This window comes from Telluria sp. PB2R4 (assembly GCF_059685695.1).
On sequence record NZ_JCASIC010000008.1, the window covers coordinates 14121 to 38865 of the forward strand.

At 66.1% G+C, this 24745-nt stretch carries 17 protein-coding genes; 13 read left to right on the forward strand and 4 right to left on the reverse strand.

Annotation, left to right across the window (positions count from 1 at the left end; genetic code table 11):
- Positions 1-100: 100 nt before the first annotated feature.
- Together AC56LU_RS14345 and AC56LU_RS14350 are read right to left on the reverse strand one after the other, a co-directional pair.
- Positions 101-2998 (reverse strand): esterase, encoded by a 2898-nt coding sequence (locus AC56LU_RS14345; protein WP_497176285.1) that lies wholly within the window; start codon positions 2996-2998, stop codon positions 101-103.
- A complete protein-coding gene (locus tag AC56LU_RS14350) occupies positions 2995-4857 on the reverse strand; it encodes a glycoside hydrolase family 13 protein (RefSeq protein ID WP_497176286.1) in 1863 nt (620 codons plus the stop codon). Before AC56LU_RS14350 ends, AC56LU_RS14345 begins: the two co-directional genes overlap by 4 nt.
- Before the next feature lie 547 nt (positions 4858-5404).
- On the opposite strand from AC56LU_RS14350, the gene AC56LU_RS14355 reads away from it, so the two are divergent.
- From AC56LU_RS14355 to AC56LU_RS14365, 3 genes are all read left to right on the forward strand, one after another.
- Positions 5405-8311, forward strand: a complete 2907-nt coding sequence (locus AC56LU_RS14355) for a TonB-dependent receptor (RefSeq protein ID WP_497176287.1) — start codon at positions 5405-5407, stop codon at positions 8309-8311.
- Between the two features lie 85 nt (positions 8312-8396).
- Entirely contained in the window at positions 8397-9908 is a 1512-nt protein-coding gene (locus tag AC56LU_RS14360; RefSeq protein ID WP_497176288.1) for a tryptophan halogenase family protein, read from the forward strand.
- Between the two features lie 153 nt (positions 9909-10061).
- Entirely contained in the window at positions 10062-11858 is a 1797-nt protein-coding gene (locus AC56LU_RS14365; RefSeq protein ID WP_497176289.1) for a DEAD/DEAH box helicase, read from the forward strand.
- Between the two features lie 116 nt (positions 11859-11974).
- Here the strand turns inward: AC56LU_RS14365 and AC56LU_RS14370 are convergent, their stop codons facing one another.
- Positions 11975-12829: an alpha/beta hydrolase gene (locus AC56LU_RS14370; RefSeq protein ID WP_497176290.1), complete on the reverse strand. Its 855-nt coding sequence runs from the start codon at positions 12827-12829 to the stop codon at positions 11975-11977.
- A gap of 214 nt (positions 12830-13043) precedes the next feature.
- Between AC56LU_RS14370 and AC56LU_RS14375 the strand changes: the two genes are divergently transcribed.
- From AC56LU_RS14375 to AC56LU_RS14415, 9 genes are all read left to right on the forward strand, one after another.
- Positions 13044-14381, forward strand: a complete 1338-nt coding sequence (locus tag AC56LU_RS14375) for an MFS transporter (protein WP_497176291.1) — start codon at positions 13044-13046, stop codon at positions 14379-14381.
- Between the two features lie 93 nt (positions 14382-14474).
- Positions 14475-16130 carry an alpha-D-glucose phosphate-specific phosphoglucomutase gene (locus AC56LU_RS14380; RefSeq protein WP_497176292.1) on the forward strand — a complete coding sequence of 552 codons (1656 nt, stop codon included), beginning with the start codon at positions 14475-14477 and terminating at the stop codon, positions 16128-16130.
- A 23-nt stretch (positions 16131-16153) separates the two neighbouring features.
- Positions 16154-17842 (forward strand): alpha-amylase family glycosyl hydrolase, encoded by a 1689-nt coding sequence (locus AC56LU_RS14385; protein WP_497176293.1) that lies wholly within the window; start codon positions 16154-16156, stop codon positions 17840-17842.
- A gap of 217 nt (positions 17843-18059) precedes the next feature.
- Positions 18060-19922, forward strand: coding sequence for a glucokinase (locus AC56LU_RS14390; RefSeq protein WP_497176294.1), 1863 nt, complete (start codon positions 18060-18062; stop codon positions 19920-19922).
- 63 nt (positions 19923-19985) lie between these two features.
- Positions 19986-21011 carry an ABC transporter substrate-binding protein gene (locus AC56LU_RS14395; protein ID WP_497176295.1) on the forward strand — a complete coding sequence of 342 codons (1026 nt, stop codon included), beginning with the start codon at positions 19986-19988 and terminating at the stop codon, positions 21009-21011.
- A complete protein-coding gene (locus AC56LU_RS14400) occupies positions 21008-21583 on the forward strand; it encodes an SCO family protein (RefSeq protein ID WP_497176296.1) in 576 nt (191 codons plus the stop codon). Before AC56LU_RS14395 ends, AC56LU_RS14400 begins: the two co-directional genes overlap by 4 nt.
- Positions 21580-22014 (forward strand): cupredoxin domain-containing protein, encoded by a 435-nt coding sequence (locus AC56LU_RS14405; RefSeq protein ID WP_497176297.1) that lies wholly within the window; start codon positions 21580-21582, stop codon positions 22012-22014. The genes AC56LU_RS14400 and AC56LU_RS14405 overlap by 4 nt, the downstream gene beginning before the upstream one ends.
- A 16-nt stretch (positions 22015-22030) precedes the next feature.
- Complete coding sequence (locus AC56LU_RS14410) at positions 22031-22789, forward strand: ABC transporter permease (RefSeq protein WP_497176298.1); 759 nt, start codon at positions 22031-22033, stop codon at positions 22787-22789.
- Entirely contained in the window at positions 22779-23528 is a 750-nt protein-coding gene (locus AC56LU_RS14415) for an ABC transporter ATP-binding protein (protein WP_497176299.1), read from the forward strand. The genes AC56LU_RS14410 and AC56LU_RS14415 overlap by 11 nt, the downstream gene beginning before the upstream one ends.
- A gap of 2 nt (positions 23529-23530) precedes the next feature.
- Here the strand turns inward: AC56LU_RS14415 and AC56LU_RS14420 are convergent, their stop codons facing one another.
- A complete protein-coding gene (locus AC56LU_RS14420) occupies positions 23531-24292 on the reverse strand; it encodes a hypothetical protein (RefSeq protein ID WP_497176300.1) in 762 nt (253 codons plus the stop codon).
- A 130-nt stretch (positions 24293-24422) separates the two neighbouring features.
- Here AC56LU_RS14420 and AC56LU_RS14425 point away from each other — a divergent pair, with 130 nt between their 5' ends.
- Positions 24423-24737 carry a YciI family protein gene (locus AC56LU_RS14425; RefSeq protein WP_497176301.1) on the forward strand — a complete coding sequence of 105 codons (315 nt, stop codon included), beginning with the start codon at positions 24423-24425 and terminating at the stop codon, positions 24735-24737.
- Positions 24738-24745 lie beyond the last annotated feature (8 nt).

The window sequence follows — 24745 nt, forward strand, 5'->3', positions numbered from 1 at the left end:
ATTCGCGCCCACGCGGTGATCGTTGTGGTATGGATGGCCGCACAAGCTGCAGTACCGTGATTTGACCGCGTGGGCGGGTGACCCGCCCACGCTACAAATGCTAGTCAGTGCGCAGCAGACGGACGCCGTGGATATCGACACGGTTCGACGGCCCGGTAAGCCCGCCTGCGGCACTGAAACTGCTGTTACTGTCGAGATAGCTCATATTGTAGAAGTCGCTCATCTCGATGCGGTAGCTGCCGCGCTTCAGGCGCGCGCCCAAGGGCGTCGAATACACCGTCGGCGTGTCCGTCTTCGCCAGCGGCGCATGCGGCAGCTGCACCACGCCCTGGGCCACGACCCGGCCGCGGTCATCCTTCAGCGCCAGCCACTTCACGCCGCCGCTGATCCCCAGGTTCACCTGGTTGGCTGCGTTGTGGTAGCGCAGCTGCACCTGGTAGCTGCCTGCCGCCGGCACGGCGATGCGCTCGACGGCGAAGCGGTCGCCGGGCTGGCCCCAGCCTGCCAGGTGGGGCGTCGCAAACCGGGCGTTCGGCGGGCTCACCTTGACATTGGAGCTCGTGCGCGGGTCAGTGACGGCGACTTCGATGCCAGTATCGACGCAGCGCGGCGCGCTGTGGTGGCTGCGGTTGCCGGTGGCGGTGAACCGCGCCTCGACCGCATAGCAGGCGAAGGCGCTGCCCGTGCGGTCGGTCCAGCTGCCGGCGCGCAGTCCGTCGGCCACGCGCTTGCCGTCGCGGTAGACGCTGTAGCTGACATCCTGCTCCTGCCCCTGCTCACTGCTGGCGATCCGCAGCGTCACGCCTTGCGCGCCACGTTTCAAGCCGGCGATGACCGGCTCGCGCGGGCCGAAGGTGGCGCCGCCATCGGCATACGGGTCGTCCTGCACGCGCCGGATGTCCTGCTGGCCGGGCGTCAGCTTTCCGAGCACGATCTCCACCTGGTTATCCGCCTCCAGCTGCGCCAGGCGCATCCTTGGCCCGGCCGGTTTGCCGTTCAGGAGGATGCGCTCGACCGCGTAATAGCCATCGTCCCGGCTTGCCGCGGGCAGGCGCAGGCGAACGCCGATGCGCTTGCCGTGCAGGAGCAGGTCGTGCAGCGCGATCTCGTTCGCCGTGCCGAACATCTCGCGCCGCAGTTTCGCAGTCACGAATGGCCGCAGCGCGATGCCGTCGTCCTGCGCCGACACCCCGAACACCTCGCCCACGACCATGCCCAGGTAGGCGCCGACCGACCATAGCTGGCGCCGCGAGTTGATCACCGGCCCGATCAGGTTCGGCTTGCGTTCGTCGAGCAGCAGCGGCTGGCCGGACAGCCACTCGAGGTTTTCCATGTTCGACATGTTCAGCGCCGCGCCGCGCACCAGCGAATCGTAAGCCGCATCGGCCACCGCCACGTTCCCGGCGTGGGTGGCGGCGCGCAGGCCGTAGGCCGTAACAAACGGCCACAGCGCGCGGTTGTGGTAGACCGGCATGCCCGGCTGCTGCGGCCAGATCACCGGCGCCCCCATCGGCCCGTGCGGGTAACGCGCCAGGATCGACCGAGCGCGTTCCTCGCCGGCGATGCCGGTGATGATGGCGAGCGACTGGCCGAGCCAGTCGAACTTGTGCAGCGGCGCGCCGTCGAGGTGGCCCGCCGTGAGGCTGCTGTACATGCCGGCATCGTCCAGCCACAGCCGGGTGTTGATGGCGCGGGCCAGCGCGCCTGCCCATTGTGCGTAGCGCTCCGCCATGGCTGCCTCGCCGTGCTCGCGCGCCAGCCTGGCAGCCAGCGTCAAGGCCTGGTAATGGCCGACGTTGGTCGACAGCGATATCGAGGTCGACATCGCGGCCAGGTCGTTCGGGATCCAGGCCGCGTAGCTCTGGTCGCGCCAGTCGAGGAAGGACTGCTCGCCCATGTAAAGGCCGGTGTTCGCGTCAAACGCTGCGATGCGGTCGTTCTCGATGGTGTTCGACAGCGCCCGCAAGGCGCGCTGGGCGAATGCCGCGCGCTCGGACGCGGGCAGGGTGCGCAGCACTTCCTCGGCGGCGAAGGCCCAGGTGACGCGGTCGGTGCTGACCGGCCAGCTGCCGCCGCTGCCGGTGTCCTGCACGATTTGCAGGCCGTCGGCGTCACCGGCGACCTGCGGGGCGATCGGCAGGCCCTTGCGCCAGCCGGACAGCTTGAACTCGAGCGAGTTGCGCACCCGCTGCGGGTCGAGCAGGGCCAGGCCCAGGTCGGCCGCATACGACAGGTCGCGGGTCCAGACGTAGTGCCACTTCTCGCCGGTGGCGAAGCACTCGCAGGCAATCGCGGCGCCGCCGTTGTAGTTGCCGTCGCGGATCTGGCTGACCGCATCCTGGCGCATTTCAAAGCCCGCCAGCGCGAACAGCGCATCGAAGGCCAGGTTGCCGGTGCGGATGCGCGGCAGGCCGGGCTGCTCGGCATATTCGCTGTGCTGCGGTCCCGGATCGCGCAGGTTCATCGTCGTCGAATGGGCATAGCGCCGCAGGTCGGCCTTGGCATCAAGCGTGGAGAAACGCGCGGTTTCGCGCTTGCCGTCCCAGGTCGGCCAGGTGAGCGCAGCGACGGCGTCGCGGCCGGCATGCGGGTCGGCCGCCGCCGCGGCCTGTGGTGTAGCCAGGCGTGCCACGCGCAAGCTCGGCGCCGCCGGGTTCGAGGCATCCACCGTGAAGCGGTAGCTGCCGGTCTGGCGCACGAACAGGTAGTCTTCCGGGCCGGGCCGGGTGGCGAGCCGGTAGGGCGTGCCCGGCGCGATCGTCACGCTCTTGTTCGCGTCGAGCACCCACTCGTCGCTCCAGTCGCGGCTGCCCACCTTGAAGGCATGGTTGCCCGGGCTGACCAGGATGTCGGCTTCATAGATGCCCTTGCCCTTGTGGGTGAGGGCGTTGTCGGTTCCCCAGCCGTTGAAGGCGCCGCGGATGTACAGCTCCTTCTCCTGGGCGGATGCCCCCAGGCAGGCGAGAAGCGCGGCGCTTGCGAGCAGGCGGCGCTTCATCGTGCGGCGTCCAGTTCGAGGATGATGCTGGCCATGGCCGGCAGGCGCAGCTCCTTGCCCAGGTCGAAACGCTTGCCGCTCAGGACGTCGACGCCGCCCGGCACCCCCGCCAGCATCTCGCGGAAGCGGTGGGTGTCCAGCACCATCTCCTTCGGGTTGTTGTTGAAGGCGACCAGCACCTTCTTCTTGTCGTCATGGCGGAAATACACCCAGGTGTTGTCGCGCGGGCCGTAATGCATCAGCTTGCCCCGGTGGATCACCGCCTGGCCCTTGCGCCAGTTGGCCAGCTTGCGCACCAGTTCCTGCGCCGCCCGCTGCTGCGCGCTCAAGCCCTTGCCCGCGAAGGCATCGACCTTGTCGCCCGCCCAACCGCCCGGGAAGTCGCGCCGATAGCTGGCGTCGTCGCGCTCGCCGGTGGCACTGGTCATCAGGAGCTCGTCGCCCGTGTAGAGCTGCGGGATGCGCGGCATCGTCATCACGAACACCATCATCATCCGGTAGCGGTCGAAGTCTTCGCCCACTTCGCTCCAGATGCGCGAGACGTCGTGGTTGGCCTCGAACAGCACCAGGTTGCCCGGTTCCGGATACAGGTAGTCCAGCGAGAGCGTTTCATACACGTTGGTGAATACGTTGCCGCCACGCTTGTCGGCCAGCGCGGTGCGCATGGCTTCGGCCAGCGGGAAGTCCATCAGGCTCGGGGTGGAGGCGCGGTAGCCGTCGAAATTGTCCTTGCCGCGCTGCCAGCGCGCCACCACCGGCACCAGCTTGCTCCACTCTTCGCCGACCATGTTCAGCTTCGGGTATTCGGCCAGCAGGCGCCGGGTGTAGTCGGACAGGAAGGCGCCGTCCGAATAGCCGAAGGTGTCGATCCGCAGCCCTGATAAACCGGCGTACTCGATCCACCAGATGTTGTTCTGGATGAGATAGTTCGCCACCAGCGGGTTGGACTGGTTCAGGTCGGGCATGCTCTCGACGAACCAGCCGCGCGTGAAGTTGTCGGCATCTTCCTTCGAGGCGTAGGGGTCCTGAACGGCGGTGCGGTGGTGCTGGGTCGGCACGAACTTGCCGCCGTAGTTGACCCAGTCCGGGGTCGGCAGGTCCTTCATCCACCAGTGCCCGCTGCCGATGTGCGACAGCACCACGTCCTGGATCAGGCCGATGCCGCGCCGCTTCGCTTCTTTTGACAGGCGCACGAAGTCCTCGTTGCTGCCGTAGCGCGGATCGATGCGGTAGTGGTCGGTGGCGGCGTAGCCATGGTAGGAGTAGGCCGGCATGTTGTTCTCGACCAGCGGCGTCGGCCACAGCTGCGTGAAACCCATGCCCTTGATGTAGTCGAGCCTGTCGATGATGCCCTGGATGTCGCCGCCGTGGCGTCCGGAGCCGTTGGCTCGGTTGGCCTTTTCCAGCGTGTCGGCCGTGGAGTCGTTGCCCGGATTGCCGTTGGCGAAGCGGTCGGGCATCACTTGATAGATCGCATCGCTGCTGTCGAAGCCCTGGCGCCGGGCCGAGCCGGGCGCGCGCGCCAGCAGCTGGTAGGTGTAGCTGGCCTGGCGGCCGGCGCCCTTGAACACGATGTCGAACTTGCCGGGCTTGGCTTGCTCGCCGATCTCGAGGTCGATGAACAGGTAATTTCTGCTGGGTACGCGGGTGACCGAAGCGATGCGCACGCCCGGATAGGCCAGCGCAGGTTCGAGCTCGGCGATGCGCTCGCCATGCACCATCAGCTGCAAGCCCCTGTGCTGCATGCCGGTCCACCAGAACGGCGGCTCCATGTGGGCAATGGCGGGAGCCTGGGCGTGGGCCGCGAACGGTGCGAGGAGGGTACTGCCGAGCAGGAAGGTAGCGAACAAGTGTCTCATGGATTGTAGGCATCCCTGCGCCGCCGGCCTGCCGTCCCGGGCATGTTGACGTAGTCAGACTACAGCCACTGGACGAAACCGACGAAGGAAAATGCCGGAGCTGGTTATGTTGCGGCGAGAATACTATGAATTAACTACGATACACAAACGAAACGCATGTTCGAAATCTAGTCAAAGTACATCTTGAACATAGGAAACTTAAATTTCCCAAGTGAACTTTTATCAACATTTGAGCGTCTCTGCGTACCCGAGTGCACCAAGTTGGTGCGATTGGGTCGTCTTATGTCGCTAAATTGGGCATTTGTAGTCCGACTACAACTATCTGAATGTCGCTCTGTAGCCCAAATACAACGCAAAAGGCGTGCTGTACTGCCGATTTTCGGAAAAACATGCCAATATCGTAGTAACAAGCAACTCCCGTTGACAGTGCATCTAGTTTTAATACAGAATCCTTGACAGAACGTCTAAACCGTTTGCTTGAGGCTGCCGCAGCCGCCTGTCGCGCTGTAGTTTCGGGAAAAAATTATTGGTCTTTTTGAGGGGACAAATGAATATCTTCGCAACCAAGCGCGCCGACTCGGCCCGCCTTGCATTCCAACTGAGCCCGGTTGCCGCCGGCTGCGCAGTCTTCCTGTCGGTGTTCGCGGGCAGCGCTTACGCGCAAGCCACCACCCAGGACAACACCACCACCACGACCAGCGCCACGTCGAGCGTCGCGACCGCGCCGGCCTCCGCCGAGCAGGCAGCAGCCGCCGCCGAGCCGACGCCGCCGGGCGCGACCGCCCAGCCGGGCGTCGCCACCGTCCAGGTGACCGGTATCCGCCGCGGTATCGAAGCGGCGATCTCGATCAAGAAGAACTCGTCGTCGATCGTCGAAGCCATCTCGGCCGAAGACATCGGCAAGCTGCCGGACCAGAGCGTCGCCGAATCGATCTCGCGCCTGCCGGGCGTGTCGGCCCAGCGCAGCCGCGGTTCGGGCCGTGCTGCGGACATCTCGGTGCGCGGCCTGTCGCCGAGCTTTAACGGCACCCTGCTGAACGGCCGCGAAATGGCCTCGACCGGCAATGCCCGTTCGCCTGAGTTCGACCTGTTCCCGGCCGAACTGATGGGTTCCATCGTCATCTACAAGACCCCGGACGCGAGCGTCATCGGCCAGGGCCTGGCCTCGACCATCGACCTGCGCACCGTGCAGCCGCTGGACTTCGGCAAGCGCACCATCGCCGCCAGCTACAAGAAGACCCGCCTGGGCGTGAAGCACCCCGATGGCCTGCCTGAAGGCGACGGCAAGCGCGCCACCCTGTCGTACATCGACCAGTTCGCCAACCGCACCATCGGTGTGGCGGTGGGCTTCACCCGCTACGAAGAAACCGGCGGCGGCCAGACCACCTTCAATTCGTGGGGCACTGCCGAGATGGACTTCGGCGGCGCCAAGGTCAAGACCCCAGGCGGCTTCGGCTACGACACCGTGGTCGATTCGCAGGAACGCGACGGCGCCTTCGCCTCGCTGCAGTTCCGTCCGAACAAGAACTTCAAGTCGACCGTCGACCTGTTCTACTCGGCCGGCGAAACCGGCCAGAAGAAGACCGGCTTCGAAGGCGGCGTGGCCTACAACGGCGGCGGCGCCTACGAGCTGCCGCACGTGCTGAGCGCGGCCACCGTGTCGAACGGCGTCGCCACCAGCGGCACCCTCAGCAACTGGAAGGGCGTGGTGCGTAACCACTACGAGGGTTCCGAAGACGACCTCAAGACCATTGGCTGGAACTCCGAGCTGAAGATCGCCGACTGGACCACCGCGGCCGACCTGACCTGGTCGAAGGCGACCAAGCTGAGCTCGCGCTACGAGACCACCGCCGGCCTGGCCGGCCGTGCCCAGGACACCCTGCGCTACACCAACTTCAACGGTGCCAACGTCTCCGAAGTGAAGTACACCCCGGGCTCGAACTACGCCGACGCCGGCGTGGCGCGCCTGACCGACGTGATGGGCTGGTCGGGCGGCGAGAATTCGCCGCAGGCTGGTTACCTGGCCCAGCCTTACGTCGAAGATACCGTCAAGGCCGTGCGCCTGACCGCCAAGCGCGCCGTCGAGTTCGGCCCGGTGACCGGCGCCAGCTTCGGCTACAACCACACCTCGCGCGACAAGTCGCGCACCGGCGACGAAGGCCGTCTTATCATCAAGGGCGGCGCCGGCCCGTACGCGGCCGTGGCCATGCCTGGTGGTGTTGTCGCGCAGGCCGGCAACTCGGGCTTCAATGTGCTGTCGTGGGATCCGCGCGGCTCGCTCGGCTCGGTCTACGAGCTGGCCCAGAAGGTCGATGCCGACATCCTCAACAAGTATTGGGACGTGAGCGAGCGCATCAACACCGCCTACGTGATGGGCGACCTGGAAGGTAACCTGTTCGGCCTGGACTACACCGGTAACGCCGGTGTGCAGGCGATCCATACCAACCAGCGCGGTGGCGGCTTCGTCGTCGACCGTGCGCGCTGCACCGGCAATACCGCCCAGACCTGCCCGGCGCAGCGTACCAGCGACGGCGACAGCTACTGGGATGTGCTGCCGAGCCTGAACATGAGCTTCGACCTGAAGAACGAGCAGAAGCTGCGCCTGGGCCTGGCCAAGGTGGTGTCGCGCGCCAACCTGGACGATCTGCGCGCCGGCAGCGGCTTCGGCATCTCCAGCACCGGCGTGCCGATCCTGACCGGCAGCTCCGGCAATCCGCAGCTCAAGCCGTTCCGCGCCAAGGCCTTCGACCTGTCGTACGAAAAATACTTCGGCAACAAGGGCTACATCAGCGCCGCCTACTTCTACAAGAAGCTGGACACCTATATCCTGCGCGTGCCGCGCGTGTTCGACTTCGGGCCCTACGTGACGCCGACCACCCCACTGCCGCTGACCGGCCCGTACGCCGGTTCGACCGTCGGCCTGCTGAACCAGCCGGTCAACGGCGACGGCGGCAACCTGAAGGGCTTCGAACTGGCCGTCAACGTGCCGTTCTCGATGCTGACCGAATACCTGGACGGTTTCGGCGTCATGGTCAACCACTCGGACACCAAGAGCAACGTGAACCTGCCGGAAAGCGGTTTCGCCAACGTGAACGGCGATCCGCTCAGCATTCCGCTGCCGGGCCTGTCGCGCAAGGTGACCAACCTGCGCCTGTACTACGAGAAGAACGGCTTCCAGATCGCCGCCGCGGCGCGCAAGCGTTCGAGCTTCCTGGGCCAGGTGTCGGACTTCCAGGACAACGCCCAGCTCACCTTCATCAAGGGTGAGACCATCGTCGACCTGCAGGCTTCGTACGAAATCCAGCGCGGCTGGCTGAAGGGCGTGAGCCTGTATGCCCAGGCGCAGAACTGGAACAACGCACCGTTCCTCGAGTTCACCACCGACGAAGAGAACCCGTCGAACCGCCGCGCCTACGGCCGTACCTACCACTTCGGCGCCAGCTACAAGTTCTAAGCTGAGCTGAAGTAAGGTAAAGTAACGACCCCTGCCGGGCATGCGCCTGCCAGGGGTTGTTTTTTTGACCTCCGGGTAAACACCTATGCAAAACGCACCAATCAAGGACATCGTCATCGTCGGCGGCGGCACCGCCGGCTGGATGACCGCGGCGGCCCTGTCCACCATGCTCAACGGCCGCTACAACATCCGCCTGGTCGAGTCGGACGACATCGGCATCGTCGGCGTCGGCGAAGCGACCATCCCGATGATCCAGCGCTTCAACCGCGTGCTCGGCATCGACGAGCACGAGTTCATGCGCGAAACCCAGGGCAGCTTCAAGCTCGGCGTCGAGTTCGTGAACTGGGGCCGGCTGGGCGACCGCTACATGCACGGCTTCGGGCGCCTGGGGCAGGACCTCGCCACCGTGCCCTTCGACCAGTACTGGCAACGCATGCACATGGCGGGCAAGGCCGCGCCGCTCGAGGAATACTCGATCACGCGCATGGCCGCCAAGGCCAACAAGTTCATGCCGCCGCGCTTCGACGTGCAGAATTCGCCGCTGCGCGACATCAACTACGCCTACCACTTCGATGCCGGCCTGTACGCGAAATTCCTGCGCAAGCTGGCGGAAAGCCGCGGCGTCACCCGCATCGAAGGCAAGATCACCCGCGCCACGCTGCGTGAGCCCGATGGTCACGTCGACGCGGTCGAGCTGGAGAACGGTACCCGCGTCGAGGGCGAGCTGTTCATCGACTGCTCGGGCTTCCGCGGCCTGCTGATCGAGCAGACGCTCGACACCGGCTTTGAGGACTGGACCCGCTGGCTGCCGGCCGACCGCGCGCTGGCCGTGCCTTGCGAATCGGTGGCCGCCATGACGCCGTATACCCGTGCGACGGCGCACAAGTCGGGCTGGCAGTGGCGCATCCCGCTCCAGCACCGCACCGGCAACGGCCATGTGTACTGCAGCCGCTTCATCAGCGACGACGAGGCGGCCAGCACGCTGCTGGCCAACCTGGACGGAAAGGCGCTGGCCGAGCCGCGCCTGATCAAGTTCCAGACCGGCATGCGCAAGCAGGCCTGGAACCGCAACGTGGTGGCGATCGGCCTGTCCAGCGGTTTCCTGGAGCCGATCGAGTCGACCAGCATCCACCTGATCCAGTCCTCGATCCAGCGCCTGATCGACTTCTTCCCGGACCGCCGCTTCAGCAGCGTGGACCGCGAGGAGTACAATCGCCAGGCGCGCTTCGAGTACGAGCGCATCCGCGATTTCATCGTCCTGCACTACCACCTGAACCAGCGCACCGATTCCGAGTACTGGAAAGAGTGCGCCAACATGGCCATTCCCGACACGCTGCGCCACAAGATGGCCATGTACCGCTCGCACGGCCGCGTGGTCCGGGTCGACAACGAATTGTTTTCGGAAGTCGGCTGGATCCAGGTGTTCGAAGGGCAGAACATGCCGATCGACGGTTACCATCCGCTGGCCGATACGCAGTCGGAGGAAGACGTTGCCGAGTACCTCGCCAGCGTGCGCGAGGTGATCGCCAAGTGCGTCAATGTCATGCCGTCGCATGACGACTACATCGCCAAGATGTGCGCTGCCAGGAAGATGTAGCGACCCTGCCTTACACGCGGCCCCATGCGTGAAAGCGCATGGGGCTTTTGTTTTTTACCATCCGGTAAAATCCAGCCCGTTCCAAATTGTGCCCGCCCTCCCTGTCCGAGAGAGTAAACTGCGGGCTTTAGTATCAACTTTGAAAGTTTTGCCATGTCCGACACCCCCCTCCCGAACTTTGCCGACCTCGACCTCTCCGCGCCCGTACTCAAGGCGCTGAAGGACGTCGGCTACGAAACGCCATCGCCGATCCAGGCTGCGACGATCCCGTTGCTGCTGGCCAACCGTGACGTCCTCGGGCAGGCCCAGACCGGCACCGGCAAGACCGCCGCCTTCGCGCTGCCGATCCTGTCGCGCATCGACATCAAGCAGATGGCGCCGCAGGCGCTGGTGCTGGCGCCGACGCGCGAACTCGCGATCCAGGTGGCCGAGGCCTTCCAGAGCTACGCCGCCCACATCAAGGGCTTCCACGTGCTGCCGATCTACGGCGGCCAGAGCTACGGCCCGCAACTCTCCGCCTTGCGCCGCGGCGTGCACGTGGTGGTCGCCACCCCGGGCCGCGTGATCGATCACATCGAGAAGGGCTCGCTGGATCTGAGCCAGCTGAAGACCCTGGTGCTGGACGAAGCGGACGAAATGCTGCGCATGGGCTTCATCGACGACGTCGAGCACATCCTGCAGCAGACCCCGCCGGAGCGCCAGACCACGCTGTTCTCGGCCACCATGCCGCCGGCGATCAAGCGTATCGCCAAGACCTACCTGCGCGACCCGCAGGAAGTGACGGTCGCCGCCAAGACCGGCACCGCCGCCAACATCACCCAGCGCTACTGGCTGGTGTCCGGCATGCAGAAGCTCGATGCGCTGACCCGCATCCTGGAAGCCGAACCCTTCGACGGCATGATCGTCTTCGCGCGCACCAAGCTCGGCACCGAAGAACTGGCGACCAAGCTGCAGGCACGCGGCTTCGCGGCCGTGGCCATCAACGGCGACATGGCCCAGCAGGCGCGCGAACGCACCATCGAACAGCTCAAGAACGGCAAGATCGACATCCTGGTGGCGACCGACGTCGCCGCCCGCGGCCTGGACGTGGAGCGCATCAGCCACGTGATCAACTACGACGTGCCGTCCGACCCGGAAAGCTACACCCACCGCATCGGCCGTACCGGCCGCGCCGGCCGCAGCGGCGAAGCGATCCTGTTCATCACCCCGCGCGAGCGCGGCCTGCTCAAGGCGATCGAACGCGCCACCCGCCAGCCGGTGGCGCCGCTGACGCTGCCGACCATCAAGGCGGTAAACGACGTGCGCATCGCGAAGTTCAAGGAGCAGATCGCGGCCACGCTGGCCGAGGGCGGCCTGGAAGTATTCCGTTCGCTGATCGAGGAATACGAGCGCGAACAGAACGTGCCGGCGGTGGACATCGCCGCGGCGCTGGCCAAGCTGGCGCGTGGCGACCAGCCGCTGCTGATCGACAAGCCGGACCGCGAAGCGAAGCCGGCGCAGTTTGGTAACGATTTCGCGCCGCGCGAATCGGCCCGCGATGCCGGCGGCTGGGAAGACCGTCCGGTCCGTCCGGTGCGCGAAGCCCGCGAGCCGCGTGAGCCGGCCTTCAAGAAGGAGCGCGTGGTGCGCGACGCCGAGCCGGGCATGGCCACCTTCCGCATCGAGGTCGGCCACCAGCACGGCGTCAAGCCGGGCAACATCGTCGGCGCCATCGCCAACGAAGCCAACATGCCGGCCAAGTACATGGGCCGCATCGAGATCTACGACGACTACAGCACGATCGACCTGCCGGACGACATGCCGGCCGACCTGGTCGACCACCTCAAGACGGTGTGGGTGGCAGGGCAGCAGCTGAACATGACGCGCGACGGCGAGGAGCCGATGGCGACGCCGCCGAAGAAAAAGAGCTTCACGAAGGCGGGCACCAAGAAGCCGCACCGCAAGGGCTGAGTTACACCGTAGGGTGGGCAGGTTCCCTGCCCACGCGGTGATAGTCAGCAGCAAGATCATCCGGCACGATAGCGGAGCCACAAACTATCACCGCGTGGGCGGGAGACCCGCCCACCCTACGTCTTATCAGGCGCAAACATCCACAGCAGCGCCTCACGCAGCTCGCCCGCCCAGAACGCCTCGTTGTGCTCGGCCTCGGGCACGATCCTGAGCGCCGTGTTGGCTGCCGGATGCCCGGCCTGCTTCATGGTCTCGGCCATGCGCTTGACGTCCGCATTCATCTGCGGTCCTTCCTTCCCGCCCATCAGCATGAACACGCGTGCATCCTTCGGCACCGGTTTCGACGCCACGAAGCCGAAGGACGGCTGCGCCGTCCAGTAAGCCGGCGAGAACACGCCCGCCTTGCCGAACACCTCGGGGTACTGCACCAGCGCGTAGTGCGAGGCCAGCCCGCCCATCGAGCTGCCCATGATCGCGGTGCTTTCGCGGCCGGGCAGGGTGCGGTAATGCTTGTCGATCATCGGCTTGACGGTCTTGACGATGAAGTCGGTGTAGGCGCGGCCTTCGCCCGTGCCGAAACGATCGTTGTCCCAGGCGTTCAGCTCCGTCATGCGCTTGTCCTGGCCGTTGTCGATGCCGACCACGATCAGTTCCAGCTTGCCTTCCTTCGCCAGCGCATCCAGGGTCTCGTCCACTTTCCATTCGCCCGCATAGGCGGTCGCCGCATCGAACAGGTTCTGGCCGTCGTGCATGTACAGCACCGGATAGCGCTTCGTGGTGGTGGCGTAACCGGGCGGCAGGTAGAGGCGCAACTGGCGCTTGCGTTCAAGGCCGGGCATCGCCAGCGGTTCGCCCAGCAGGCTCACGCCGGGCCGGGCGGTCGAGGTCTTCGGGGTGTCGGCGGCAAGCGCGGGCGCGCCAGCCACGACGGCCAGCAGGAGGGGAAGAGCAGCACGGCGAAGCGATGACATGCGAGGGTCTCCTTGATCAATTGTTTGTGTTGTTTGACTACAGAGCTGTGCTATTTAGCCAGCCCTGTTGTGTCGATTCTACTATGAGAGCTCTTCGATTGACACTCGGAAATCGACATGTTATTTTGCTACAGCTACCTGTAGGTTGGCCTCATCCGGGCTGCCTGCTTCACACGAGAGCCCGCAAGGTCCGGGCCAGATTGGGGACTCCACGATGGATATGCAAACCGGCGCGATCAAGCCACGCCTGTCGTTCTGGCAGCTCTGGAACATGAGCTTCGGCTTCTTCGGCATCCAGTTCGGCTTCGCACTGCAGAACGCCAACACCAGCCGCATCTTTTCGACGCTCGGCGCCGACCCCGACAACCTGGCCCTGTACTGGCTGGCAGCGCCGGTGACCGGCCTGCTGGTGCAGCCGATCATCGGCTACCTGAGCGACAACACCTGGCACCCGAAATGGGGCCGCCGCCGTCCGTTCTTCTTCATCGGCGCCGTGCTGGCCGCCATCGCGCTGTTCCTGATGCCGAATTCCAGCGTGCTGTGGATGGCCGTCGCCGTGCTCTGGATGATGGACGCCGCCATCAACGTCTCGATGGAGCCGTTCCGCGCCTTCGTGGGCGACAAGCTGGACGCCTCGCAGCAGACCGCCGGCTACGCGATGCAGACCTTCTTCATCGGCTGCGGCGCGGTGATCGCCTCGCTGTTGCCGACCTTCTTCGAATCGATGGGCGTGTCGAACGAGGCGGTTGGCGGCATGATTCCCGAGACCGTGCGCTACTCCTTCTATGCCGGCGGCGCGATCTTCTTCCTGGCCGTGCTCTGGACCGTCATCAGTGCCGACGAACTGCCGCCTCCGGACATGGACGCCTTCAACGCCGAGCGCAAGCACTCGCGCAGCCTGGGCGTGGCCCTGAAAGAGATCGTCGGCGGCTTCGGCAAGATGCCCAAGACCATGGTGCAGCTGGCCTTCGTGCAGTTCTTCACCTGGATCGCGCTGTTCGCGATGTGGATCTACACCGGTTCGGCAATTGCCGACAACGTCTTTGGCACCACGGATGCGCAATCGTCCGAGTTCCAGGCCGCGGGCAGTTTCGTCGGCGTGATGTTCGCGGTCTATAGCGGCGTTTCGGCGCTGGCCGCCTTCCTGCTGCCGGTGTTCGCACGCGCTACCTCGCGCAAGACCGTGCACGCGACTTGCCTGGCGATCGGCGGCCTGAGCCTGGCCAGCATTGTCCTGATCACCGACCGCGACATGCTGATGCTGCCGATGATCGGCGTCGGCCTGGCCTGGGCTTCGATCCTGACCATGCCCTACGCGATCCTGGCGGGCTCGCTGCCGGCCAAGCGCATGGGTTACTTCATGGGCCTGTTCAACTTCTTCGTCGTGATCCCGCAGATCTGCAGCGGCCTGCTGCTGGGCGGCGTCACCAAGCACTTCTTCGGCGGCCACACCGTGATGACCGTGGCCCTGGGCGGCGCTTCCATGCTGCTGGCGGCCGTGCTGACGCTATTCGTCACCGACCGCGCCGCGCCCGTTAAATCGAGCATCTGAGCGCCGCGCGCCAATGATTTCGCGCCTGTCGTATCGTAACGTTTTACCAACATCGTGCGGTGTTGCACTACGTTATAACGACAGGAGCGAAGCATGAGCATCCACGCCAATCCGACCACGCCGTTCGCCGGGCAACGCCCCGGCACCTCGGGCTTGCGCAAGAAGGTCACCGAGTTCCAGCAACCCGGCTACCTCGAGAATTTTGTCGAAGCGATTTTCCTTACCCTGGGCGAGGGCGAGGGCGAGGGCGAAGGCAAGGGTGGGGGCGGCACCCTCGTCGTCGGCGGCGACGGCCGCTATTTCAACCGCGAAGCGATCCAGACCATCCTGCGCATGGCCGCCGCCCATGGCGTGGCACGTTGCCTGGTGGGCCGCGGCGGCATCCTTTCCACGCCCGCGGTCAGCTGCGTGATCCGCAAGCACGCCGCTTTCGGCGGCATCGTGCTCTCGGCCAGCCACAATCCCGGCGGTCCGGATGGCGACTTCGGCATCAAGTACAACATCGAGAACGGCGGCCCGGCGCCAGAGAAGATCACCGAGGCGATCTTCGCCAACACCCAGGCCCTGAGCAGCTACCGCATCAGCGATGCCGGCCCGGTCGACCTCGACCAGCCGGGCCGCACCCAGCTCGAGAATATGGTGGTCGAGGTCATCGACCCGGTGGCCGACTACAGCGAGCTGATGGCGCGCTTGTTCGATTTTTCCGCCATCCGCGCGCTGTTCGGGCGCGGTTTCCGGATGCGCTTCGACGCCATGCATGCGGTGTCCGGTCCTTACGCGAAAGCCATCATCGAGGGCATGCTCGGCGCGCCAGCTGGCACGGTGGTGAATTGCGAACCGCTGGAAGACTTCGGCGGCGGCCACCCGGACCCGAACCCGGTCAATGCGGCCGACCTGGTCGCGCACATGAACGCCCCCGATGCGCCCGACTTCGGCGCTGCGTCGGACGGCGACGGCGACCGCAACATGATCGTCGGCCGCAACCTGGCCGTGACCCCATCGGACAGCCTGGCCATCATCGCCGCCAACGCCACCGTGGCGCCTGGCTACGCCAGGGGCATCGCCGGCATCGCGCGCTCGATGCCCACCTCGCAAGCCGCCGACCGCGTGGCCGATGCGCTGGGCATCTCCTGCTTCGAGACCCCGACCGGCTGGAAGTACTTCGGCAACCTGATGGACGCCAACCTGGTCACGCTGTGTGGCGAAGAAAGCTACGGCACCGGTTCGCACCACATCCGCGAGAAGGACGGCCTGTGGGCCGTGCTGTTCTGGCTGAACCTGCTGGCTGTGCGAGGCAAGTCCGTGAATGAGCTCGTGCGCGAGCACTGGGCCCGCTTCGGCCGCAACTATTATTCGCGCCACGACTACGAAGCGGTCGACGCCGCCGCCGCCGACGGCCTGATGGCCGCCTTGCGCGCAAAACTGCCGGACCTGGCGGGCCAGACGCTGGGCAGCTTCCGCGTGGCGGAGGCCGACGACTTCGTCTACAACGACCCGGTCGACGGTTCGGTGGCCACGCGCCAGGGCATCCGCATCATCATGGCGGACGGCTCGCGCATCGTGCTGCGCCTATCGGGCACCGGCACCGAAGGCGCGACCATCCGCCTCTACCTCGAACGCTACGAAGCCGACCCGTCCCGGCACGAGCTCGACACCCAGCAGGCGTTGTCGGAACTGATCGCCATCGCCGACAGCGTGGCCGAACTGCGCCAGCGCACCGGCCGGGAGAGCCCGACCGTGATCACCTAAACCCCTCACCCACAGGAACCCGCATGAAACTACCCGTCCTTGCCGCCTCCATGCTGCTGGCCGCAGTTGGCACATTCTCTGCCCAGGCCGGCGCGCAGACCGCCACCGCCGCCAAACCGGCCGGCAAGCCTTTCGTCTGGGAGAACGCCACCGTCTACTTCCTGCTGACGGACCGTTTCAACAACGGCGACAAGGCGAACGACCTGGCGTACGGCCGCAAGAACGACGCCGCCAAGCTGCGCGGCTTCATGGGCGGCGACCTGGCCGGCATCACGGCCAAGATCAAGGACGGCTATTTCAAGGAGCTAGGCGTGACCGCCATCTGGCTCACGCCGCCGGTGGAACAGATCCACGCATCCACCGACGAGGGCACCGGCAACTCCTACGGCTTCCATGGCTACTGGGCCAAGGACTTCACCGCGGTCGACGCCAACCTCGGCACCGAGCAGGACTTCCGCACTTTTGTGGAGACGGCGCATGCCCACGGCATCCGCGTGATCCTCGACGTGGTGATGAACCATACCGGGCCGGTGACGAAGGAAGACCCGGTGTGGCCGAAGGACTGGGTACGCACGGGGCCGAAGTGCACCTACAAGGATGCGCCGACCACGGTCGACTGCACGCTGGTGGACAACCTGCCGGACATCCTCACCAATAGCAATGCCAACGTGGCGCTGCCGCCGGCGCTGGTGGCGAAATGGAAGAAGGAAGGACGCTACGAGCGCGAGGTGAAGGAGCTGGACGCCTTCTTCAAGCGCACCGGCTACCCGCGCGCGCCGCGCTTCTACCTGGTCAAGTGGCACGCCGACTGGGTGCGCAAGTACGGCGTGGATGGATTCCGCGCCGACACCGTCAAGCACACCGAGCCGGGTGTGTGGAAGGAACTCAAGCAGGAAGCCAGCCTGGCCTTCGAGGAGTGGAAGCGCGCCAACCCGGCCAAGCGACTCGGCAACCTGCCGTTCTTCATGACATCGGAAGTCTACAATTACTCGATCAACCATGGCCGCAGCTTCGACATGGGGGGCGGGGTCACCGTCGACTGGCTGGCCAATGGCTTCGACAACATGATCAACTTCAGCATGAAGTCGGATGCGGCCCAGGGCTACGAGAAGCTGTTCTCGGACTACTCGAAGGCCCTGCACGGCCCGATGAAGGGCTATTCGGTGCTGAACTACATCAGCTCGCACGACGACGGCAGTCCTTTCGATCCGGCGCGCCAGCGCCCGATCGAGTCGGCCAACAAGCTGCTGCTGGCGCCTGGCGCGGCCCAGATCTACTACGGCGACGAGACCGCGCGCATGCTGAACATCGAAGGCGCGGCAGGCGACGCCAAGCTGCGCTCGTTCATGAACTGGGACGAGCTGGCGGCCAACGCCCAGCGCGGCATGCACCGCGTGGCCGACATTCACGAGCACTGGGCCAAGCTGGGCCGCTTCCGCGCCGCCCACCCGGCGATAGGCGCAGGCAGGCACCAGATGATCGCGGCGAGCCCCTACACCTTCAAGCGCACCTGGCAGCAGGGCAGCGTATCCGATCGCGTGGTCGTGGCGCTCGACCTGCCCAAGGACAAGGCGGTACCAATCCAGGTGGCCGGCGTGTTCAACGACGGCCAGACCGTGCGCGAATGGTACTCGGGCCAGAGCGCGGTCGTCACTGGCGGCAAGGTGCAGTTCGCCGCACCGGCGCCCGTGGCCCTGATCGCGCAGGACTGATACCGTAGGGTGGGCGGGTCTCCCGCCCACGCGTTCACATCACATATGCAAGTACGCGCCGTGGTGAGATGAAGGTCGCTGAACGCGTGGGCAAGAAACTTGCCCACCCTACGCCACTTCGGTACGTCGCATCAACGATTGAGCCGTATTCTTGCCAATCGTTCAATGGTATCCTAACGCGATCCGGGACTGATGTCCCGCCCAGCCTCTGATCGCGATGACTGTTGAACCCGACACCGAACTGAAACCCTCCCGCGCCGCATTCGCCGATGGCCCGCGCCTGCTTGCGGACATCGGCGCCACCCATGCGCGCTTCGGTCTCGAGACCGCGCCCGGCGTGCTGCGCCAGGTGGCGGTGCTGCTCTGCGACGACTTCACCGGCATCGTGCCGCTGCTGCACGCCTATCTCGCCCAGACCGGTGGGGTGCGCATCAACCACGCCGCGTTCGCGCTGGCCAATCCGATCAGCGGCGATACCATCCGCATGACCAACCGCGACTGGGCGTTCTCGACCGACGAGGTGCGGCGCGCGCTCGGCCTGTCGACCCTGCTGATCGTGAACGACTTTACCGCGCTGGCGATGGCGCTGCCGGGCTTCGAACCGAAAGACCTGCTGCAGGTCGGCGGCGGTGCGCCACAGAGCCATGCCGTGGCCGGCGTGCTCGGGCCGGGCACCGGCCTGGGCGTGTCTGGCGTGATCCCGACCATCGACGGTTTCGTCACGCTGGGCAGCGAAGGCGGCCACGTCAATTTCGCCCCGGCCGACGAGCGCGAGTTCGCGATCCTGCAGTACGCCTGGCAGGAATGGCCGCACGTATCGAACGAGCGCCTGATTTCCGGCCCCGGCATCGAATTGATGTACCGCGCGCTGGCCAAACGCAATGGGGTCTCCGCACCCGGCCGCAGCACCGCCGACATCGTCAGCGGCGCGCTGGAAGAGGGCGATGCACTGTGCCTCGAAACCCTCGAGGTCTTCGCCGGCATGCTGGGCGGCGCGGCCGCCAACCTGGCGGTGACGCTGGGCGCCTTCGGCGGCATCTTCATCGGCGGCGGCATCGTGCCGCGCATTGCAGAATGGTTCGCCACTTCGCCCTTCCGCGCGCGCTTCGAAGCGAAAGGCCGCTTCACCGACTACATCGCGCAGATCCCGACCTACGTGATCATGACCCCCAACCCGGCCCTGCATGGGGTGGCGCGGATCCTGTCCGAACACCTGCGCGGCCGCAGCGGCGCCAACACGCTGATGGACCGGGTGCAGCAGCTGCGCCACGAGCTGTCGCCGGCCGAGCAGCGCGTGGCAAGCCTGGTGCTGGAGCACCCGCGCAAGATGCTGGGCGAGCCGATCGCCGAGATCGCGCGCCTGGCCGATGTGAGCCAGCCGACCGTGATCCGCTTCTGCCGCTCGCTCGGCTTCCAGGGCCTGGCCGAGTTCAAACTGAAATTCGCCGGCAGCCTGACCGGCACCATTCCGGTGCGCCACAGCCAGGTGCGCATGAGCGACAGCACCCACGACCTGTCGGCCAAGGTGATCGACAACACGGTGTCGGCGATCCTGAAGTTCCGCGACCAGCTGGACGTGCATGCGATCGACCGCGCCATCGAACTGCTGCGCCGTGCACGCCGCGTGGAGTTCTACGCGATGGGCAATGCGCGCGCGGTGGCGCTGGACGGCCAGCACAAGTTCTTCCGCTTCCGTATCCCGGCCGCCCTGTACGGCGACTCGCACCTGTTCACGCTGGCCGCCGGCCTGCTGGGACCGGGCGACGTGGTGATCGCCATCTCCACCGCCGGCCAGCTGCCGGAGCTGCTCGAGGCGGTGGATATCGCCCGTGCCGCAGGGGCGGACGTCATCGCCATCACCAGCAGCAAGTCGCAGCTGGCGAAGAAATCGACCGTCTGCCTGGCGGTGGACCACAGCGAAGACAGCACCACCTTCCTGTCGATGATCTCGCGCATCCTGCAGCTGCTCCTCATCGACATCATGTCGGTCGGGATTTCGCTCGGCAACCAGGGCGGCAATGGGGATGCGCCCGAGGGAGATGCGGAACGCAGGCTGCTCATCTCCCATCTCGATATTTAAGGGTTGGTCCAGGTCAATACAGTGCTAGAATTGGCCCACCCTGAGGATTTTGGAAGCGTTTCCATGTTTGAGCATTCCCCGCGCCGGCGCCAGCTTTTAGGCGGCGCCTTGACCTTGCCGCTGGTGGGCATGGGCAGCGATGCGAGCGCGGCGCCGGCCTCCGGGCCATTGCGCGTGGGCGGCCTGCCCGTCACCTGCAACCTGACGCTGCCGATCGCCTGCAAGGCGCGCGCGGTCAACGACGGCAAGCCGGATGCAGCCTTCACGGCCTTCGAGTACAGCAAGTTCTCGGGCTGGCCGGAGATCAAGGAATCCTTGATGACCGGCCGCATCCAGGCGGCCTACATGCTGGCGCCGCTGGTGATGGACCTGACCGACTGGCGCATCCCGCTCAAGATCGTCTCGCTCGGGCACCGTTCGGGCGCCGTCATCATGGTGCGCACCGATTCGCCGTTCAGGAAGTTCGCCGACCTGCGCGGCAAGAGCATCGCCATCCCGAGCCGTTTCGCGGTGGATTACCTGTTCCTGCGCAAGATGCTGGCGCGCGAAGGCATGTCGGCCAGGGACATCGAGATCATCGAGATGGCGCCGCCCGACATGCCGGCCGCGCTGTATGCGAAGGCCGTGGACGCCTACTGCACCGGCGAGCCGTTCGGGGCCGCGGCCCAGCGCGCCGGCTATGCGCGTCCGCTGTCGATGACGCGCGACCAGTGGCGCAACTACATCTGCTGCGTGCTGACCGTGCGCCAGGAACTCATCGACACCAATCGCCCGCTGGTGCAGGACCTGGTGAACCATGTGCAGGCCGCCGGCACCTGGCTCGACGCCGCGCCCGCCAATCGCGACAAGGCGGCCGTGATCGCGTCCAAGCGCCAGTTCTTCAACCAGGACCCGAACATCATTCGCTTCGTGATGAACAACCCGTCGGATCGCGTGACCTACGGCGACCTGCGCATGCTGCGCGCCGAGTTCGACGAGTTGATGCAATTGTCGGTGCAGGCCGGCACGCTCAAGCGTCCGGTACGCTACGAACAATATGTGGACGAGAGCTTCGTCCGGAATATCAAGCCGGTGAAGGTGACGCTATGAAGTGCAGCGTGCTTGCAGCCCTGCTGCTGGTGGCCGCCACCGTGCAGGCCGCCCCGGCGCTCAAATCGGGCAGCTTCTCGCCGGCGCGCGTGGCGCCCGAGATCGCCTTGACGGCCGCCGACGGCAGCGAGTTCCGCCTGTCCGCGCTGCGCGGCAAGGTGGTGGTGCTGGAGTTCGGCTTCACCCATTGCCCGGCCGTGTGCCCGGCCTCGCTCGCCATGCTGGCGCAGGCGCGCCAAAAGCTGGGCGCCAACGCCGACCGGCTGCAGGTGGTGTTCGTTTCGGTGGACCCGGAACGCGACACGCCGGCGCGCCTTGCCAGTTACCTGGCGCAGTTCGACAAGAGTTTCATCGGCCTGACCGGCACCCCGGCGCAGATGGCGGCCATCCGCAAGGACTACGGCATCACGGCGACGAAGATGGCCGCGCCAGGCGGCCAGGCCGGCTACCAGGTGGGCCATTCGTCTTACCTCTACTTCGTCGACAAGAAGGGCATGCTGCGGGCGCTGGCGCCGTTTGGCCGGCCGGCCGACGAGATCGTGCACGACGTGAACGTGCTGGCGGGCGAATGACAAAGCGGATCGGCCTTGCCTTCTTCATGGCGTTGTTGGCTGCACTGCTGGCCTGGGCGGCGTTCGCGCCGCTGCGCGCCGCCTCGCGCGAGCAGCTGTTCGAGATCCCGAAGGGCACCTGGGAGCGCCGCATGAAAGGCGACAAGACCAGCATCTTGCCCGAGCAGATCACCCTGACCCTGGGTGTGCGCGACGTGCTCCTGCTGCGCAACAGCGATACGGTGCCGCAGGTCTTCGGCCCCGTCTTGATCATGCCGGGCCAGGACTTCCGCCTGCCGTTCGCGCAGGCCGGCGAACACCCTTTCGACTGCACCGCCCACGCCAGCGGCAAGATGACGGTGCTGGTCGAGGAAGCGCCCGTCGCCGGCCTGGCGCGCCTGAAGTGGCGCCTGCATTCCCTCACTAATTTCCCCAATGAGTTCCTCCACTGATCGCAACGCATGAACCATGGATAGACTGAACAGGATATGGCCTCCGCTGCTGGTGCTTGCCGCCATCGTCGCGCTCTGGTGGGCGGCGATCGCGTACAGCGGCAGCCTGATCTTCCCCTCGCCGCAACAGGTGGCCAGCGGCGCGCTGGAGCTGGCCCGCGACGGCACGCTGTGGCAGCACATCGGCGCCTCGCTGGTACGGGTCGCCACCGGCTTCCTGCTGGCGCTGGTGGTCGCGCTGCCGCTCGGTCTGTGGATGGGGCGCGTGGACGGCGCCTACCGCACGCTCAACCCGGTGTTCCAGATCATGCGCCCGATCTCGCCGATCGCCTGGATCCCGATCGCGATCCTGTGGTTCGGCGTGGGCGACGTCGCGCCGGTGTTCCTGATTTTCCTGGCCGCGGTGTTCCCGCTGATCGTGCAGACCTCGGCCGGCGTGCATGCCATCGACGGGCGCTACCTGCGCGCGGCCGAGAACTTCGGCGTGCCGCGCGCCAAGCTGTTCCGCCAGGTGATCGTGCCGGCCGTGCTGCCGGAAGTGTTGACCGGGATGCGCATCGCGTTAGGGGTGGCCTGGCTGGTCGTGGTGGCGGCCGAGATGATCGTGCGCAGCTCGGGCCTGGGTTTCCTGATCATGGATGCGCGCAATGCCGGCAACCGCTACGACCTGGTGGTCGCGGCCATGATCATCATCGGTCTCATCGGCCTGGGGCTGGACGTGCTGATGCGCCGCCTCGAAGGCCTCAAAGGGGTAAGGTGGCGCTATGGACGCTAGGGTAAATGCGAAAATCGCCATCCGCGCGCTGCGCAAGGGCTTCAAGGCGCTGCAGGTGGTGGGCGGCATCGACCTGGACGTTGCGCCGGGCGAATTCATCGCCATCGTCGGCCCGTCCGGCTGCGGCAAGTCGACCCTCATGAAGCTGCTGTCCGGCTTCGAGCATCCCGACAGCGGGACGGTGGCGATCGACGGCGTCCCGGTCACGCGGCCGTCGCCGAACGCCATCGTCATCTCGCAGCACGGTTCGGTCTTCCCCTGGCTGACGGTGCGCGAGAACTTGATGTTCGGCCTGTCCGGCCGGGACAATGCCGCCAAGGCGGCCACCGCCGACCACTACGCCGAGGTCGTGGGCTTGAAGGGCTTCGAGAAGTCCTACCCGCACGAACTCTCGGGCGGCATGCTCAAGCGCGTCGAGATCGCGCGGGCACTGGCGGTGAAGCCCGACATCCTGCTGATGGACGAGCCTTTCTCGGCGCTCGACGCGCTGACCGCGCTGAAGATGCGCAACGAACTGCTGCGCGTGCTGCGCGAGGAGCGCCACACGGTCATCCTGATCACGCACGACGTGGAAGAGGCGATCTACCTGGCCGACCGCGTGGTGGTGCTGTCGCAGCGCCCGACCACGATCCAGTCGGTCTTCCCGATTGCGCAGGCGCATCCGCGCAAGCTGTCGGATCCGGCCCTGCAGTCGATGAAGGATGCGATCCTGGAGCAGCTCGGGTTGACCTGGGACTGAGTTCAGTCGCGCGCGGTGCGCCACTCCTGGCGCTTGGCGGGCGTCTCGGGTCCGGGACAATTGGTCAGCCTGATCTTGCCGTGCATTTCGATCATTTCGACGTTGGTGGCAGTGGAGCGCTCCGTGATGCAGTAGGTGCGCCGGCCGGTAATGACGCGCGTGCGGCGTGCGCCGTCGCCGGTGTTGTTCACCAGTTCCTCCACCTTCGGCGCCTCCCACAGGCGCGGCGGCGCCAGGGCGTGGGCCTGCTCCATGCCCTGGCGCATGCGAATCTCCGGACTGTCGGGCGGCGCCACGATGGTCGGTTTGCTTTCCTTGCGCAGGGCGCGGTCGATGCCGGCGACGCTGCGCCGCGCGTGCTCCATGATGTCGGCCGCACTGGGCCGGCTTGGCGTTTCCGCCGGCTGGGCGGGTTCGGGCGCGCGCTCCTGGACGACGGGTGTGGCCGCATCCGGGGCAGCCGCAGCGGCCGTGGCGGGGCTGGAACGCATGGGACGCCCGGCGGCCGGACGGGCCGGCTGGCGCGCGTCCGCGGCCGGCATGACGGGCGGCGCCACCCTTGCCGGCACGATGGGGGGTAGATCGACCCACTGCATCAGCGCCTCGTCTCCCTGCTGCGCCGGCGACGGCGTGCGGGCCGCTTGCCAGGCCAGGATCAGGGCCGCATGGACCAGCACCGTCGCAAGGATGCCGGCCAGGCGCCGGTCGGGCGGCGCGGCGGACAGCGAAGGGAAGCGCGAAGGGGAGAGCGGGAAACTTGCCATAGGCGGCCAGTATAGCGAAGGCCCTCGCTCTGGATACTCACCAATTCCATCCCGGCGAGAATGCAATCCGTGCGTCGTATGCCGCTTCCTTCTGCTATGTTTTGCTGAACATTTGCGCAGAGGAGCCGGCATGGAACGATACCTGATCGTTTACCGCGGATCGACCGTCGACGAGGCGGAAGGCCCGCAGCACAATCCCGAAGAATGGGACAAATGGTTCGAGATGCTGGGTTCCGCGCTGGTGGACCGCGGCAGCCTGGCGCTGAGCAGCGTCCAGATGCCGAGTCGGCTGCTTGGTCCGAAGCTGAGCAGCGCCTCCTTGTCCGGGTACTCCGTCATCGCCGCGGCCGATTTCAACGAGGCCGTCAGCCTGGCCGAGGAATGCCCGATCTTCGACGAGAAGGGTTCGGTGGAGATCGCCCGTCTGATGGACCCGACGGGCTGATTCCTGGT